Source organism: Verrucomicrobiota bacterium, assembly GCA_019247695.1.
GTDB lineage: Bacteria > Verrucomicrobiota > Verrucomicrobiia > Chthoniobacterales > JAFAMB01 > JAFBAP01.
The window spans coordinates 38,402-52,027 of record JAFBAP010000088.1 but is presented as its reverse complement, the minus strand read 5'-3'; the positions used below and the strand labels follow the sequence as shown (position 1 = coordinate 52,027).

At 60.1% G+C, this 13,626-nt stretch carries 14 protein-coding genes; 5 read left to right on the top strand and 9 right to left on the bottom strand.

Annotated elements, in window-relative coordinates; all coding sequences use genetic code 11:
- Window positions 1-323: prolyl oligopeptidase family serine peptidase (locus JO015_09930; GenBank protein ID MBV9999418.1), on the top strand; the 323-nt coding region annotated here is incomplete at its 5' end.
- Between the two features lie 74 nt (window positions 324-397).
- Here the strand turns inward: JO015_09930 and JO015_09925 are convergent.
- A complete protein-coding gene (locus tag JO015_09925; protein MBV9999417.1) occupies window positions 398-1,396 on the bottom strand; it encodes an aspartate-semialdehyde dehydrogenase in 999 nt (332 codons plus the stop codon).
- Window positions 1,397-1,419: 23 nt separating this feature from the next.
- Between JO015_09925 and JO015_09920 the strand changes: the two genes are divergently transcribed.
- Window positions 1,420-1,887, top strand: a complete 468-nt coding sequence (locus JO015_09920) for a L,D-transpeptidase (GenBank protein ID MBV9999416.1) — start codon at window positions 1,420-1,422, stop codon at window positions 1,885-1,887.
- A gap of 326 nt (window positions 1,888-2,213) precedes the next feature.
- Here the strand turns inward: JO015_09920 and JO015_09915 are convergent, their stop codons facing one another.
- Genes JO015_09915 through JO015_09905 form a run of 3 tightly spaced genes read right to left on the bottom strand, consistent with a single transcriptional unit; the run spans window position 2,214 to window position 3,948 of the window.
- Window positions 2,214-2,798 (bottom strand): DNA-3-methyladenine glycosylase, encoded by a 585-nt coding sequence (locus JO015_09915; GenBank protein MBV9999415.1) that lies wholly within the window; start codon window positions 2,796-2,798, stop codon window positions 2,214-2,216.
- 5 nt (window positions 2,799-2,803) lie between these two features.
- Window positions 2,804-3,556 (bottom strand): Nif3-like dinuclear metal center hexameric protein, encoded by a 753-nt coding sequence (locus JO015_09910; protein MBV9999414.1) that lies wholly within the window; start codon window positions 3,554-3,556, stop codon window positions 2,804-2,806.
- Window positions 3,556-3,948 carry a hypothetical protein gene (locus tag JO015_09905; protein ID MBV9999413.1) on the bottom strand — a complete coding sequence of 131 codons (393 nt, stop codon included), beginning with the start codon at window positions 3,946-3,948 and terminating at the stop codon, window positions 3,556-3,558. The genes JO015_09910 and JO015_09905 overlap by 1 nt, the downstream gene beginning before the upstream one ends.
- A gap of 356 nt (window positions 3,949-4,304) precedes the next feature.
- Here JO015_09905 and JO015_09900 point away from each other — a divergent pair, with 356 nt between their 5' ends.
- From JO015_09900 to JO015_09890, 3 genes are all read left to right on the top strand, one after another.
- On the top strand, window positions 4,305-4,643 hold the full coding sequence (locus JO015_09900; protein ID MBV9999412.1) for a hypothetical protein: 339 nt from the start codon (window positions 4,305-4,307) through the stop codon (window positions 4,641-4,643).
- A 115-nt stretch (window positions 4,644-4,758) separates the two neighbouring features.
- Window positions 4,759-5,376: a superoxide dismutase gene (locus JO015_09895; protein MBV9999411.1), complete on the top strand. Its 618-nt coding sequence runs from the start codon at window positions 4,759-4,761 to the stop codon at window positions 5,374-5,376.
- Window positions 5,377-5,509: 133 nt separating this feature from the next.
- On the top strand, window positions 5,510-6,751 hold the full coding sequence (locus tag JO015_09890; GenBank protein MBV9999410.1) for an LL-diaminopimelate aminotransferase: 1,242 nt from the start codon (window positions 5,510-5,512) through the stop codon (window positions 6,749-6,751).
- 733 nt (window positions 6,752-7,484) lie between these two features.
- Here the strand turns inward: JO015_09890 and JO015_09885 are convergent.
- From JO015_09885 to hprK, 5 genes are all read right to left on the bottom strand, one after another.
- On the bottom strand, window positions 7,485-8,831 hold the full coding sequence (locus JO015_09885) for an Nramp family divalent metal transporter (protein MBV9999409.1): 1,347 nt from the start codon (window positions 8,829-8,831) through the stop codon (window positions 7,485-7,487).
- 182 nt (window positions 8,832-9,013) lie between these two features.
- Window positions 9,014-10,120 (bottom strand): Gfo/Idh/MocA family oxidoreductase, encoded by a 1,107-nt coding sequence (locus tag JO015_09880; protein ID MBV9999408.1) that lies wholly within the window; start codon window positions 10,118-10,120, stop codon window positions 9,014-9,016.
- An 85-nt stretch (window positions 10,121-10,205) separates the two neighbouring features.
- Window positions 10,206-11,960: a phosphoenolpyruvate--protein phosphotransferase gene (gene ptsP / locus JO015_09875; protein MBV9999407.1), complete on the bottom strand. Its 1,755-nt coding sequence runs from the start codon at window positions 11,958-11,960 to the stop codon at window positions 10,206-10,208.
- Window positions 11,961-12,169: 209 nt separating this feature from the next.
- Window positions 12,170-12,469, bottom strand: a complete 300-nt coding sequence (locus JO015_09870) for an HPr family phosphocarrier protein (GenBank protein ID MBV9999406.1) — start codon at window positions 12,467-12,469, stop codon at window positions 12,170-12,172.
- Window positions 12,469-13,425: an HPr(Ser) kinase/phosphatase gene (gene hprK / locus JO015_09865; protein ID MBV9999405.1), complete on the bottom strand. Its 957-nt coding sequence runs from the start codon at window positions 13,423-13,425 to the stop codon at window positions 12,469-12,471. Before hprK ends, JO015_09870 begins: the two co-directional genes overlap by 1 nt.
- Window positions 13,426-13,626 lie beyond the last annotated feature (201 nt).

Here is a 13,626-nt window from a genome sequence, read left to right as displayed (position 1 = left end):
TGGTCGGAAACCCGGATCAGGATAAGGAATGGTTTCTGCAGCATTCCCCGGCTCTGAACGCGGATAAGATCAAGGCACCGCTTTTCGTGGCTCAGGGCGCCAAAGATCCCCGGGTGAACATCGCCGAGTCGAACCAGATCGTGGAAGCGTTAAAAAAACGGGGCGTTGATGTCGAATACATGGTCAAGGAAAACGAAGGCCATGGTTTCCACAACGAGGAGAACCGCTTCTCCTTCTACGAAGCGATGGAGCAATTCTTGAAGAAGCACGTGCCGCCGGTCGATACGGCGAAAGGGCGGCCGCCAGAGCGCGCTCACGGGTAGCGAACGGCGTGGCCCCCCTTTGAAGCCGGAGGCCCGCCATCCGCATGGTTCGAGGCGGGTCTGAGCGAACCGCCTCAAACCAGGAGTTCGGCAATTTGGACGGCGTTCAACGCGGCACCTTTGAGCAATTGGTCGCCGCAGACCCAGAACGCCAACCCGTTGTCCAGCGCAGAATCGAGCCGGATACGGCCTACTTGGCAATCGTCATTTCCTGAGGTGGCCAACGGAACCGGGTATTTGCCCGCACCCGGCTCGTCAACCAGCCGGACGCCCGGAAATTTGGCGACAACGTCCCTTGCCCGGTCAACCGACACGGGGTTGCGGAATTCGGCGTGCACGGCGACGGCATGCGACCGGTAAACGGGTACGCGCACGCACGTGATGGAAGCACGCAGCTCCGGCAGATGCAGGATCTTGCGACTTTCGTTAACGAATTTGTGCTCTTCCTTCGTGTACCCGTCCGCCAGGAAGACATCCACCTGAGGGATGACGTTGAAGGCGATCGGATGCGGGAAGACGGCGGCGACCGGTGCATGCTCGCCTCCCGCCTCGACCTGCGCTTTCAATTCGATGATCCCCTTTGCGCCCGCCCCCGAAACGGCCTGGTAACTTGCCGCAAGGACGCGGTTCAAACCAAAGGCGCGGTGCAGCGGGCAAAGGGCCATCAAGCTGATGATGGTCGTGCAATTCGGATTCGCGATGATGCCCGCGTGATGGCGAACGTCGTCAGCATTTATTTCCGGCACCACCAGGGGCACCTCCGGCTCCATCCGAAACGCCGAGGAATTATCGATGACCGTCGTCCCCGCCTTCACCGCGAGCGGGGCAAATACTTTCGACGTGGACGCACCGGCACTGAAGAGGGCAAAATCGACGTTCTTGAATGACTCGCCCGACAACGCTTCCACCGGCAATTCCTCCCCTCGAAAACGCAGGCGTTTACCCGCCGATCGGGGGGAGGCAAGCAACTTCAAGCCGCGCACCGGGAACGCCCGCTGTTCCAATAGCCGCAGAAGTTCGATTCCGACGGCACCCGTTGCGCCGACAATCGCTACCGTGAAATGCTTGCCCATACCGCCAGCACTTTAAAACAAGTATGACGCCACTCAAGATCGTGATTCGTCTCGACCGGCAAAGGCTTTACCTGTGTCGCGGGGAGGAAGTGCTTCAAAGTTATCCGATCTCCAGCTCGCGCTTCGGCGCAGGCTGTGAACCCGGGAGTTTCAAAACGCCCCTGGGCCGGTTTGAAATCGCGGAAAAGGTCGGAGGCGATCAACCGCTGAACACGGTCTTCCGGGGACGCAAACCGGTTGTCTCCGAGGAGCCGGACTGGACGTCCGAACCTGACTTGATCACCTCCCGCATCCTCTGGTTGAACGGCCTGGAGGCGCACAATGCCAACACCAAAGAGCGGTTCATCTACATTCATGGAACCAACCAGGAAGCTCTGCTGGCCAGCCCGGCCAGTCACGGCTGCATCCGGATGGCCAACGCGGACATCGACCGGCTCTTCAACGAGGTCGAACCGGGCACGGAGGTCGTCATCACACCCGGTGACGGGTAGCTGGTAAACGGGTAACGGGTAGGGTTCGGTCACACGGCGGGCACGCCGTGTGACAAAATGGAAAAATCGATTTGTGTCCGGCAGGGGTTCAGCCTAATACGGGTTAGCTGCTAGCTAAGAAAGGAGGCGAGACTGAATGAACCTTGTAAAGTACTTGACTTTGGTGGCTCTGGCCACTGCGGTGCTGGGCGTTTCTGCTTGTAAAAAGGAACAGCCGCCGCCGCCCCCACCGGCTGCACCTACAACCGGTTACTCCAAATAAGGTCTCGGCCTTACCCAAGCCGTTTAGTTGTGGTGAGGTTTGGGCTGGAGGATTTGTACCCGCCTCAGACCTTTCTGGGGCGGGCTTTGCCCGCACTGACATAGGGTGACCCTTTGGCGAGAAAGCGCCACTCGAGCATCGCCGCTTTGGTAATGCCGATGCGCCGGTCGGTGTCGACTTCAGGTTGGTGTTCCGGGACACGGACGGCGGCGTCCGGCAGCGCGAAAAGGTCCCTGCCGTGGAAGCTGCCGTCAATCGCAAGGGCCTGCGTCAGCTTGCCCGGACCCGAACAGAGGGCCCCGAGGTTGTCCGTTCGGCGCCGTCCGCGCATGAGTTCCAGACCGGACCCGGGCTGCAGGGCGCGAATGAGCACGAAGCCGTTCGCGGTGCCGTCACGCACCAGCAGGTTTAACAGCCAGTGCACCCCATAGTTCAGGTACACGTAAAGCGAGCCGGCGGGGTGGTCGCGGATGAAGGTGCGCGCGTGCCGGCGAAGGAAAGTATGGGACGCCTCGTCGCCGATTTCCGCGTAGGCTTCGGTCTCAACGATAACGCCCGTGGTCGGACCCCAGACCAGATCACAACCGATCAAGGCCCGCGCGCAGGTCAGAGGGTCAGTCTGGAAAAAGGAGCGACCCACGTTGCCCATGGCGATCACAGGCCGGACGGCCGGTCAATGAACACCCAGGGCACACCGAGTTTTTGACTAAGCATCTCCCCAAGCGCGCAGACCCCGAAGGTCTCCGTCGCATAATGGCCGCCGTAGATCAGGTTCACCCTCAGTTCCTCGGCAAGGCCGAACGTGTGGTGCGGACCCTCGCCGGTGATGAACGTGTCGACGCCCTCGGCTGCCGCCTTGCCGACCTCGGCCCCGGCCCCGCCCGTGACGATCCCCACACGATGAATCTCCACCGGCCCGGCCGCGGCCATCCAAACCTTTCGCTGGAGGGTTTGCTCGAGCCTCCGGACAAGCTCGTCTCGCATCAACCGAACCTCTGCGGCGACTCCGATGCACGCGCCGCGTTCGAGAAAAAACGGCTTGAGTTCCGTGAGCCCCAGGCGATGGGCGAGCAGCACGTTGTTGCCGACCGCCGGATGCAGATCCAAAGGCAGGTGCGCACTGTAAACGGCGAGGTTGGCCGTGATCGCGAGATGAAATTTGCGGTATACCGGCCCGGTCACGCGGGTGAGGCCCCCCCAGAACAAACCGTGGTGCACGATCAGGAGATCGACCTGCGCCTCGACCGCCGCGCGCAATACCGGCTCCGATGCGTCAACCGCTGCGCCGACTTTCCGGACGCGGCCATCGTTCTCGAGTTGCAGCCCGTTAAGGGCATTCGGGTAATCCTGGATTTCAGATACGTTCAGAAAACCGTCCAGGAAAGCAACGACCTCCTGCAGCTTCATCAGCCTTGGGTTACGGGTCGCAGTTCCCGGTGGTCCGCGTAGACAATTGAGAGTCGCTTGATGCCTTTGATGCGTTTGGCAATCGCCCGCAACTGCACAAGCATCCGCGGGAGCACCAACTCGTTCCGGTATCCGCTCGCAAAGCTGAACTCAGGTTTGACGGCCATGTGCAGCAATACCAGCGTGTCGTCCGATGTCCGGGTGTAAACCACGACGCCGGCTAGTTCCTGGGTCGACCCGCGCGGCACAAAGGCGTATAGCGTCTGGACGTCCAGGCCGGCAATGCTGATGCGCAGAGAATCCTCCTCCTGCAGGATCTTTGGGAACCCGTACGCTTCAATTGAAGCGTTGATGCTGGCCGTGTGTTCACCTTGTTCAGGGTGAAAAAACATCAACTCCTCCAGTTCCTCGCGGCGGTTGGCAGGAAGTGAAGACGAGAACGTGAGTGGTAACACAATCGTGCCATGTAATGTAAGAACCGGCGAAAGTCCAGCCGGGGACCGCATTTCAGACCGGAGCGCCCTCCCGGGGACGCGGCGGCAAACACGCCGGTCGTGAACGGCATGCCTATAGAAATAGTAATTTATCTTAGGGAACACGGAAATGATCATAACTCGGGTGCTCAACCCGCAAACACACGGTGCGGTCGCGGCCCGTATGGTCTTTCTGCAAGATTCCGTTGTCGGACGTCCCCATTCGCCCTCGACCTCGGCAAGTGCGCGCACTATCATCGGTGCCCCTTCCTTCTATGGCGCAGCCTTCCTCCCAGCAGCAAAAAAAAAGGCGGCAGCAGTTAAGGGATGCGCAACGCCGGCGCCGCGCGCGCCTTAAAGAAGAAAACAAAAGCTTTCTTCAGATCATCCTGAACGAAGAACTGCTGCAACTACTCCGGAAACACAGCGCGCGTTGCGGCCAGCCGATGCACATCGCTGCGGCGGAACTGCTGCAAACCCGCCTCCAGCAACTCGAGCGGCAAGCGGCGGCCGCCGGGCAGCCGGGCTCCGGGGAACCGGATGAGCCCGCGTTCCCGGCCGGCCAGGAATTACTCCTGTACGACGGTCAACTCGACCTTTTCAACCGTACTTGACCGCCTTTTTTATCCGCTCCTGCCGGTTTGACGCTTTCGGCGGACGTGCTCTAGGTTGGCCCAATGAACGTCGCGAGCTTTCGGCGCGCGTTCCAAGATCAACCATTGTCGAATTATGGCTTACGAATTACCGCCCTTACCTTACCCCTTCGACGCCTTGGAGCCGCATATTGATGCCAAAACGATGGAAATCCATCATGACAAGCATCACCAGACCTACGTCACCAATGCGAATAACGCGCTAAAGGATCATCCGGATCTGGCCGGCAAACCGGTTGAGGAGCTGATCTCGAACCTGAACGCCGTTCCGGAAAACATCCGAACCCCGATTCGGAACAATGCCGGCGGCCACGCAAACCACTCGTTGTTCTGGAAAATTCTATCGCCTAACGGCGGTGGTGAGCCGAAAGGCGAGTTGGCGACGGCCATCAATTCAACTTTCGGCGGTTTCGAACCGTTTAAAGAAAAAATCAATGCTGCCGGGGCCGCTCGGTTTGGCAGCGGTTGGGCATGGCTGGTGCTGAACAAGGAAGGCAAACTTGAGGTGACCTCTACGGCCAATCAGGACAACCCGTTGATGGAGGGCCTCAAACCTGTCATCGGCGTGGACGTCTGGGAACACGCCTACTACCTGAAGTACCAGAATCGGCGCCCCGAGTACCTGAAGGCTTGGTGGAACGTGGTGAATTGGGACGAGGCCGAAAAGAATTACCAGGCCGCACTCCGCGCCTGAGACTTGCCGGCCCAAGGAACCCGGCCTCGGCGCCGTCCCCGGACGCGCCGTGGTTCGTGGTTGCAAGAGTGCGCCGGCGCTGAATTGAGCGATTTATTCCTGCCGGGCACGCGGTGGCGTGCCCGGCCCCTTTATGGCTTTCCTGAACGACCACTACCTGAAACTCAAGGCCGGCTACCTTTTCCCCGAGATCGCGCGCCGGGTAAATACCTTCATCGAGCAACATCCGGAAGCCGGCCGGCGTTTGATCCGTTGCGGGATCGGCGACGTGACCGAGCCCTTACCGGAAGCGGTTCGTAACGCGATGCATCGAGCGGTGGACGAACTCGGCCGGCGCGAAACATTTCGTGGATACGGCCCTGAACAGGGTTACGAGTTCCTCCGGCACGTCATTGCCGAAAATGATTACCGGCGCCACGGGCTCAACATCGCGGACGACGAAATTTTTGTGTCTGACGGCTCCAAGTGTGACTGCGGGAACATCCTCGACATCCTCGGCCATCAGAATCGTATCGCGGTGATGGATCCGGTGTATCCGGTTTACGTCGATACGAACGTGATGGCCGGTCATACGGGAGAGGCGCAAAAGGATGGGTCTTACGAGGGTTTGATTTATCTTCCGTGTAACGAAACCAACAATTTTGTGCCGAAGCTGCCGTCACAGCCGGTCGACGTGATCTACCTTTGCTACCCCAATAACCCGACCGGCGCGGTGGCGACGCGTGAAGAGCTCCGCGGCTGGGTCGAATTCGCCCTCCGGCATGGCGCGGTGATCCTTTTTGACGCCGCCTATGAGGCTTACATCACGGACCCGGCCATTCCTCACTCGATCTATGAGCTGCCCGGCGCTGAGGAATGCGCGATCGAGTTTCGAAGCTTTTCCAAGAACGGCGGCTTTACCGGTGTAAGGTGCGCCTTTACCGTTCTGCCCAAGCGGGTGAAAGCACGGTCAACCTCCGGCGAGCCTTTGCCTCTGCACCCGCTTTGGAATCGGCGTTTCAGCACCAAGTTCAACGGGGTAAGTTACCCGGTTCAGCGGGCGGCCGAAGCCGTTTACTCTGAACCGGGCCGGCGGGAAGTTGACGCCCTGATCCGGCATTACCTCGGTAACGCGGCGATCCTGGCGGATACACTTCGCCGAACGGGCCTCAACGTCTTCGGCGGCACCAACGCGCCGTACATCTGGGTTAAAGCTCCGGGCACCCGGACGAGCTGGGAAATTTTTGACCGGATCCTTCACGAATTGCAGGTCGTCATCACCCCGGGATCCGGTTTCGGTGCGCAAGGCGAAGGCTACTTCCGCGTTTCTGCGTTCAACAGCCGCGAGAACGCGGAAGAAGCGGCGCGGCGCTTCGCCAGCCTGACGTGGAAATAAATGCCACGAGCGGAAGAATGCCACAAATGCCACAAACGAATGAGAACCCAACGCGGGGGTTTCCTCTGGAAATCGTGCGGGTCGGGAATCAGGAAATACCGACGGTATCGCGGTGGCGCTGTCTCCTGCTTCTGTCACGGGCGCCATTGACCTGACGCTGTAAGCCGAATAGCGGCAGGCAAGGCCGCGATTATGACTCATACCGGCTCGATGAGCATCGAGGTAAAGTTTTGTCCTCCTTTTCAGGTGCCCTGCCGGATTTACACCCATTAAACCGTATAAACGGTCATGATCGTATCGATTAAGTCTCAATCATACCCTTTCGATGACCATCGAGGTAACATGTTGTCTTAGGCCCAACGGGCCGGCAGAACATAGCCCCGGGGTTTACCCTGGAAAGGCGCTTCCACTCGACCCAGCCCCGAAAAGGCGGCAGAAGGCGTGGCCGGCGGGTTCTGCCGCCCCTTCAGCAAATCCAACCCGGCGGGGCGGGTGTTTGTCAGGATGGGCGTACAGGCGTGACGCCTTAGGAGGGCTCGATCGTGATTTGACGGTTACCCAGGGTAAACCCTGGGCTATGTTCTCCCGGCCCGTTGGGCCTAAAACCAGTTCAACTAAGTACGGAGCCTCCTCCCGCGCCGACACCCGCCCTAAGGCGGCATTGAACCGAGATAACCGTCTGAATGGCATCCGTCATTCGTGGCATTTTTCCGCTTGTACCGTTTCCGGCATTTCACCCGTTGCCTGTAAACTGGTTGAACAACAATATTGCGTTCAGAACGACGATCGCGACCGCCGTCAACCACGCAAGGGCCTTGATCATGCCCCGATTGGCGAAATTGCCCATCTTCCTGCGGCTGTTGGTCATCAGCAGCAGGGGCAAGACGGCAAAGCTGAGCTGCAGGCTCAGGATCACCTGGCTCCAAACCAGAAGCTGCGTGGTCTCGCGTTCCCCGTAGATGCCGATGATGATCACCGCCGGAAGGATTGCGGCCAGACGGGTGCACAGCCGCCTCAGCCATGGCTGCATCCGGAATCGCATAAATCCTTCCATCACAACCTGGCCCGCCAGGGTGCCCGTCAAGGTGGAGTTCTGACCGGACAGGAGCAGGGCGAAGGCAAAGACGAAACTGGCCGCCCCGGTTCCCAGCAGAGGACTCAGGAGACGGTAGGCGTCCTGGATTTCCGCAACGTCCTGGTGCCCGCTCTCGTGAAAAACCGCGGCTGAGACGATGAGAATGGCTGCGTTCACCAGTAACGCAAACAGTAAAGCCGATCCGGAATCATAGGAGGCGAAGCGGATCGCCTCGCGTTTGGCCGGTTCCGCCTGATCGAACGCACGGGTTTGGACGATCGCGGAATGCAGATACAGGTTGTGAGGCATCACCGTGGCACCCAGGATGCCGGTCGAGATGAAGAGCGCCTTCGGATCGGTTACCAGCACGGGGCTGGGCAGAAAACCTGCCGCCACGCCGAACCAATAGGGGTGTGCCCAGAGGAGCTCGATGGCAAAGCCGCCGGCGATGACGGCGATGAGGCCGACAACCATGGCTTCAACGTACCGGAACCCTTTGCCCTGGAGGAGCAGCACGAGCAGCGCGTCAAGCCCGGTCAGGATGCATCCAACGATGAGCGGCAGCTTAAAAAGCAGTTGCAAGGCGATCGCCGCCCCAAGCACCTCGGCCAGGTCACAGGCAGCGATGGCCACTTCGGCGAGGATCCAAAGGCTCAGGCTAAGCCATCGCGGATAGTCGGTCCGGCAAGCCTGCGCGAGATCCTGGCCGGTGACGATGCCCAGCTTGATGCAGAGGTATTGCAGCAGGATCGCCATCACGCTTGCGATGAGGATGACAAACAGCAGCGTGTAACCGAACTGAGCTCCCGCCGCGAGGTCAGTCGCCCAGTTGCCAGGGTCCATGTAACCGACGGCAATCAGGAAGCCCGGCCCGAGGAACATCCAGAGCCGGGTCCAAAAAGAGGCCGCCGCCGGGATCGGGATGGATCGGTGCACCTCCGGCAGCGAGACTTTCGCAGGGGCTTCGTTATCCGGTTGGCGGGTACTATAAGGTATGCTGGCCATTCACTCGCGCGCATTTGGCCGGGCAAAGCCGCGGGACGGGTTCACAACGCGGGTATATCCAGCACGTTCAGCCCGGCAAACGCTTCCGCAACGTAGGCCTGCCGAAGTTAACGTCAACTAAGTTTGCTTTTCTAAACTAAATATGCCGCCGGCGTAACGCCCCCCAAAAGCAGGTTCGTGCCCTAACTAAGGTCGTAAGTCGGCTCCAGCGGCTTCACCGCCCGCGGCCGCTCGCAACGGGAGTGAATGACCTTTTCACCGCCGCCGATCGCCACGGCGGCGATGGCTTCCATGACCTCAAGCACATGGTAAGCCATGTCGGCCGATGCACGGTGCGGCACACCCGCGCGGAGCGCCTCAACCATTTCGGCAAGGCCCAGACCACGCCAGTCGCGATCTCCAAAGCCGTGCGAGTGCGCTACGTCGCTCCAGGAAGCGCCGGTTCGCGCCAGCCGGACATTTCCTGAAAACCGGTTCGGATCCGGGACGACCAGCGTGCCTTCGGTGCCATACAGTTCGATGTGCGAATGGGTATGGAGCGGCACGTCAAAACTGATTCCAAGGTGAACGGTGCAACCGGATTCGAAGAGCAGCAGCGCCGCGATGTAAGTCGGCACTTCGACCGGGAAGGTTTCACCTTTGCGAGGGCCGGCCCCGAAGATTCTCTCCTGGTGCGTGATCTGGCCGGAAGCAAAGATGCGCCTGATGGGTCCCAGCAAGGTCACGAGCGCGGTCAGATAATACGGACCCATGTCGAAGAGCGGACCTGCGCCCTGCTGATAAAAGAAGGCCGGATTCGGATGCCAGCTTTCGGGCCCCCCATAAAACATGAAGGCGGTGCCGCCGATCTGGCGTCCGATCAACCCGTCATCGACCGCCTTGCGTGCGCTCTGAATTCCACCGCCGAGAACCGTGTCGGGAGCGCAACCGATTCGAAGCGAACGCTCCCGGGCCAAAGCGAGCAAGGGCTTCGCTTCCTCGGTCGACAGCGCCAGCGGCTTTTCAGTGTACGCGTGCTTCCCCGCTTCCAGCGCACGGCGAATGATCGGGGCATGATTCTGCGGCGGCGTCAGGCTGAGGACGATCTCCACGGAAGGATCGGAAAACACCTCGTCAACGGAAACCGCCCGGACGCCGTATTCGTTTTCACGTTTTTTGGCGGCTTCGAAGACGGCGTCGGCACAAAGCACGACCTCGAGCTGCGGGAAGCGGCTGCTCGCCTGCAAATAAGCAGGTGAAATGTTGCCGCAACCGATCAGGCCGACTCGAGCAGGGGTAGAAATGCGCATAAACGACAGGATGGATCAGACGCGCAAGCTAAGCCAATTCATCGCTCGTCGCCCATCGCCCATCGCCCCGGCCCTCACAAATCCCCTAGCTCAGGAGTTCGGCGTAATGGCGGCGGGCGACATCCTCACAGCATTTAAGGATTTCCGAAGCTGAGTTCAGCGACCGGATGTCCTCAACCAGGCGCAGGCACTCCTTGGTGCTGAGCGTCTGGACCGCTTTTTTCACCCGGGGCACCAAGCCGGGACTGGCACTCAACTCGTCGACACCGAGCCCGAGGAGAAGCGGGGTCAGCGAGATTTCACCCGCCATCTCGCCGCAGACACCGACCCAGATCCCGCCGTTGTGGGCTGCCTGCACCGTGAGCTCGATCAAACGGATGATGGCCGGGTGCGTCGGTTCATAAAGGTGGGCGATTCGTTCGTTGACCCGGTCGACGGCGATGGTGTACTGGATGAGGTCGTTGGTGCCGATGCTGAAAAAGTCGACCTCTTTGGCGAGGGCGTCGGCTGCCAGGGCGGCGCTGGGCACCTCGATCATGATGCCGACCTCAAGGTTTTCATCGAACGGCGTCCCTTCGGCGCGGAGTTCCTGGCGGCAGACGTCGAGAACCTCGTTTGCCTGGCGAAGCTCCGGCAGGCCTGAAATCATCGGGTACATCATCCGCACGTTGCCCACCGCGCTCGCGCGGAGAAGCGCCCGAAGTTGGGCCTTGAAAACATCAGGGCGGTCAAGACAGAACCTGATGGCCCGGCAGCCTAGAAACGGATTGATCTCGGCCGGCAGGTGCGCATGGCTCAGGAACTTGTCTCCGCCCAGGTCCAGGGTACGGATGATGACGCTTTGGGGATAAATGGCTTCCGCAACCTGCCGGTAGACGCGGTACTGTTCCTCCTCGTCCGGCAAATCGTTCTTGTTGAGGAAAAAGAATTCGGTGCGGTACAACCCGATCCCTTCGGCACCCGCGCTCTTTACCAGTTCCACATCTTCAGGCAACTCGATATTGGCTGAAAGGATGACGTGACGGCCGTCGGCCGTGGTGCTCTCGGTGTCCCGCAGCCCGGTCAGGACTTCTTCGACCTGCTCCAGCCGCACCTCCACCTCGCCGTACTCCCACAAGGTTTGATCGGTCGGGTTCACGAACAGGTAACCGTTCGTGCCGTCGAGGAGCACGTGGTCGCCCGGATTCAGGCGCGTCGAAGCGTCCTTGAGGCCCACCACCGCAGGGATATTCAAGGAACGCGCCATGATGGCGGTGTGGGACGTCCGGCTGCCGATGTCCGTGGCGAACCCGAGCACCATCTGGCGGTTCAGCATGGCCGTATCCGACGGCGTGAGGTTGTGCGTGACGACGATCTGAGGCGAATCGAGGTGAGTAAGCGACTGCCCGGTCTGTCCGAGAAGGTTGCGAATTACGCGGCGGGTGACGTCGTGGATGTCAAAGGCCCGTTCGCGCAGGTACGGGTCATCGATCTGGCTCAAGGTATGCGCGTAGCGGTTGGCCACCTGCGCGAAAATGAATTCGATGTTGAACCGGTCGCGCTCGAGCGTGCGCAGCACTTCATCGATCAGGGTCCGGTCTTCGACGACCAGCAGATGGGCGTCGAAAATGCTGGCGTCCTTGGCGCCGATCGCCTCAGCGATCCGCTGTTGCATCTCGAGAATCTGGGCCCGTGTGGCGATCAGGGCCGTTTCAAACCGGCTGATCTCGCCCGGGATTTCAGAATCGTCGATGCGGCGCTTTGGCGGCTCTTCATCGTCCGGGTGATGAATGAAAACGATCCCGCGGGCGATGCCTGGGGCGACCCCTATTCCCTCAAGTCTGATTTCCTGGCCGCTCATTGCGGATGGCAGGCTAATGTAATCCGGTTAAGTTTCGATAAAAAAGATTTAAACTCGAGCCGCCGGGCCGTCATTGCCCAAAATTCTCCGGGAGAGCGGATTTTCGTGGATGGCCGGCTGCCGCGCCCTGTCCCGCATGAAGCCGATCAGTTCACGGAAGCGGCTCCAGGCTGCAGCGCCGGCTTGGTTCGGGGGCTGCGTTATTTGCGTTATTCCTCGTCAAAGCGGCGTTCAACCAGATCCTGTAACTCCTGAAGGGCGCCTTGGGCATCCGCACCTTCGGCGGTAATGAGGAGACGGCTTCCCTGACCAGCGGCGAGCATCATCAGACCCATGATGCTCTTGCCGTTTACCTGCTCGCCATCCTTTTCGACCCAGATCTCGGCGCGGTGCTTGTTTGCCACACGCACAAACATGGCGGCCGGGCGCGCGTGCAAACCAAGCTTGTTCAAGATAGTCACTTCTTTTTGGATCTTTCCGGAAGCAGGTCGACGACTCAGTAGCCCCATTACGTCTCCTTGTTTTTTTGCATAAAGCTTAAAAGCCGCTGGTTGAATTCTATCGCACTATTTTGTCCTAAACTCTTCAACTTTTGATCCAGAGCGGCCACTTCCACCAAGCGCGCCATATCGCGCCCGGTACGGACCGGGATGGTGATGTGGGGTATTTTTATCCCCAGGATTTCATAGTGCTCCTGCTCGAGTCCAATTCTATCCACCTCCTCAAGCTCTTGCCAGTCACGAAGTGTTACGATCAGGTCAAGGCGTTTCTCCAGGCGGATGCTCCCGACGCCAAAGATCGACGCCACGTTGATGATTCCCAGCCCGCGTACCTCCATGTGATACCGCGTCAGGTCAGGGGCTGTGCCGACCAATTCGCGTCCTTCGAAACCCCGGAACCGGGTGACGTCGTCGCTTACGAGGCTGTAGCCCCGTTCGATCAGGCCGAGGACGCATTCGCTCTTGCCGATGCCGCTCGATCCGCGGACCAGGGTGCCCACCCCCATGATGTCGACCATGCTGCCGTGCTCGGTCACGGTCGGCGCAAACTCCATTTCCAGAGCGATCGTGGCGGCGTTGATGAATCGCATGGTCACCATGGGCGTGCGGAAGATGGAGACCTCGGACTGGCCGGCCGCATCGCTCAGGGCCTTGGGGACCGGCAGGCTCCGTGAAACCACCATGCAGGGAATGTGCTGGTTGCAGAGCTGCACGCAACGGTTCGCCTGTTCGTCCACATCAAGGCTTTTCAAGTAACTTACCTCGGCATTGCCAAGAACCTGGATCCGCTTTCCTGCAAAGTAGATGAAAAATCCGGAAAGCGCCAACCCCGGCCGGTTGATGGTGGGCTCGCGGATTTTTCGGTCAAACCCCAGCGCCGGGCCCACCAGTTTCAGGTGCAGCGCTTCGGCGTGCCGGGCGTAAAACTCGCCGACCTCAACTACCGGCACTTTAACCCGCCGCATGACCTTTCCCCCCGCCCCGGCATGGGGACATCACCAAGCGATGACCCGGTTCCGGGCCGGCCCAACGACCGATCATTGCCTTACCCGTCTCCCGGCGGGGCATGATGGGCGGATTCCGCCGTCCGGACCGAATGGCCGGAATGTCTGCGGCGCCCGGCACGTGAACCGGGCGCCGCGGATGAATCGCTGGAACGACGGTAG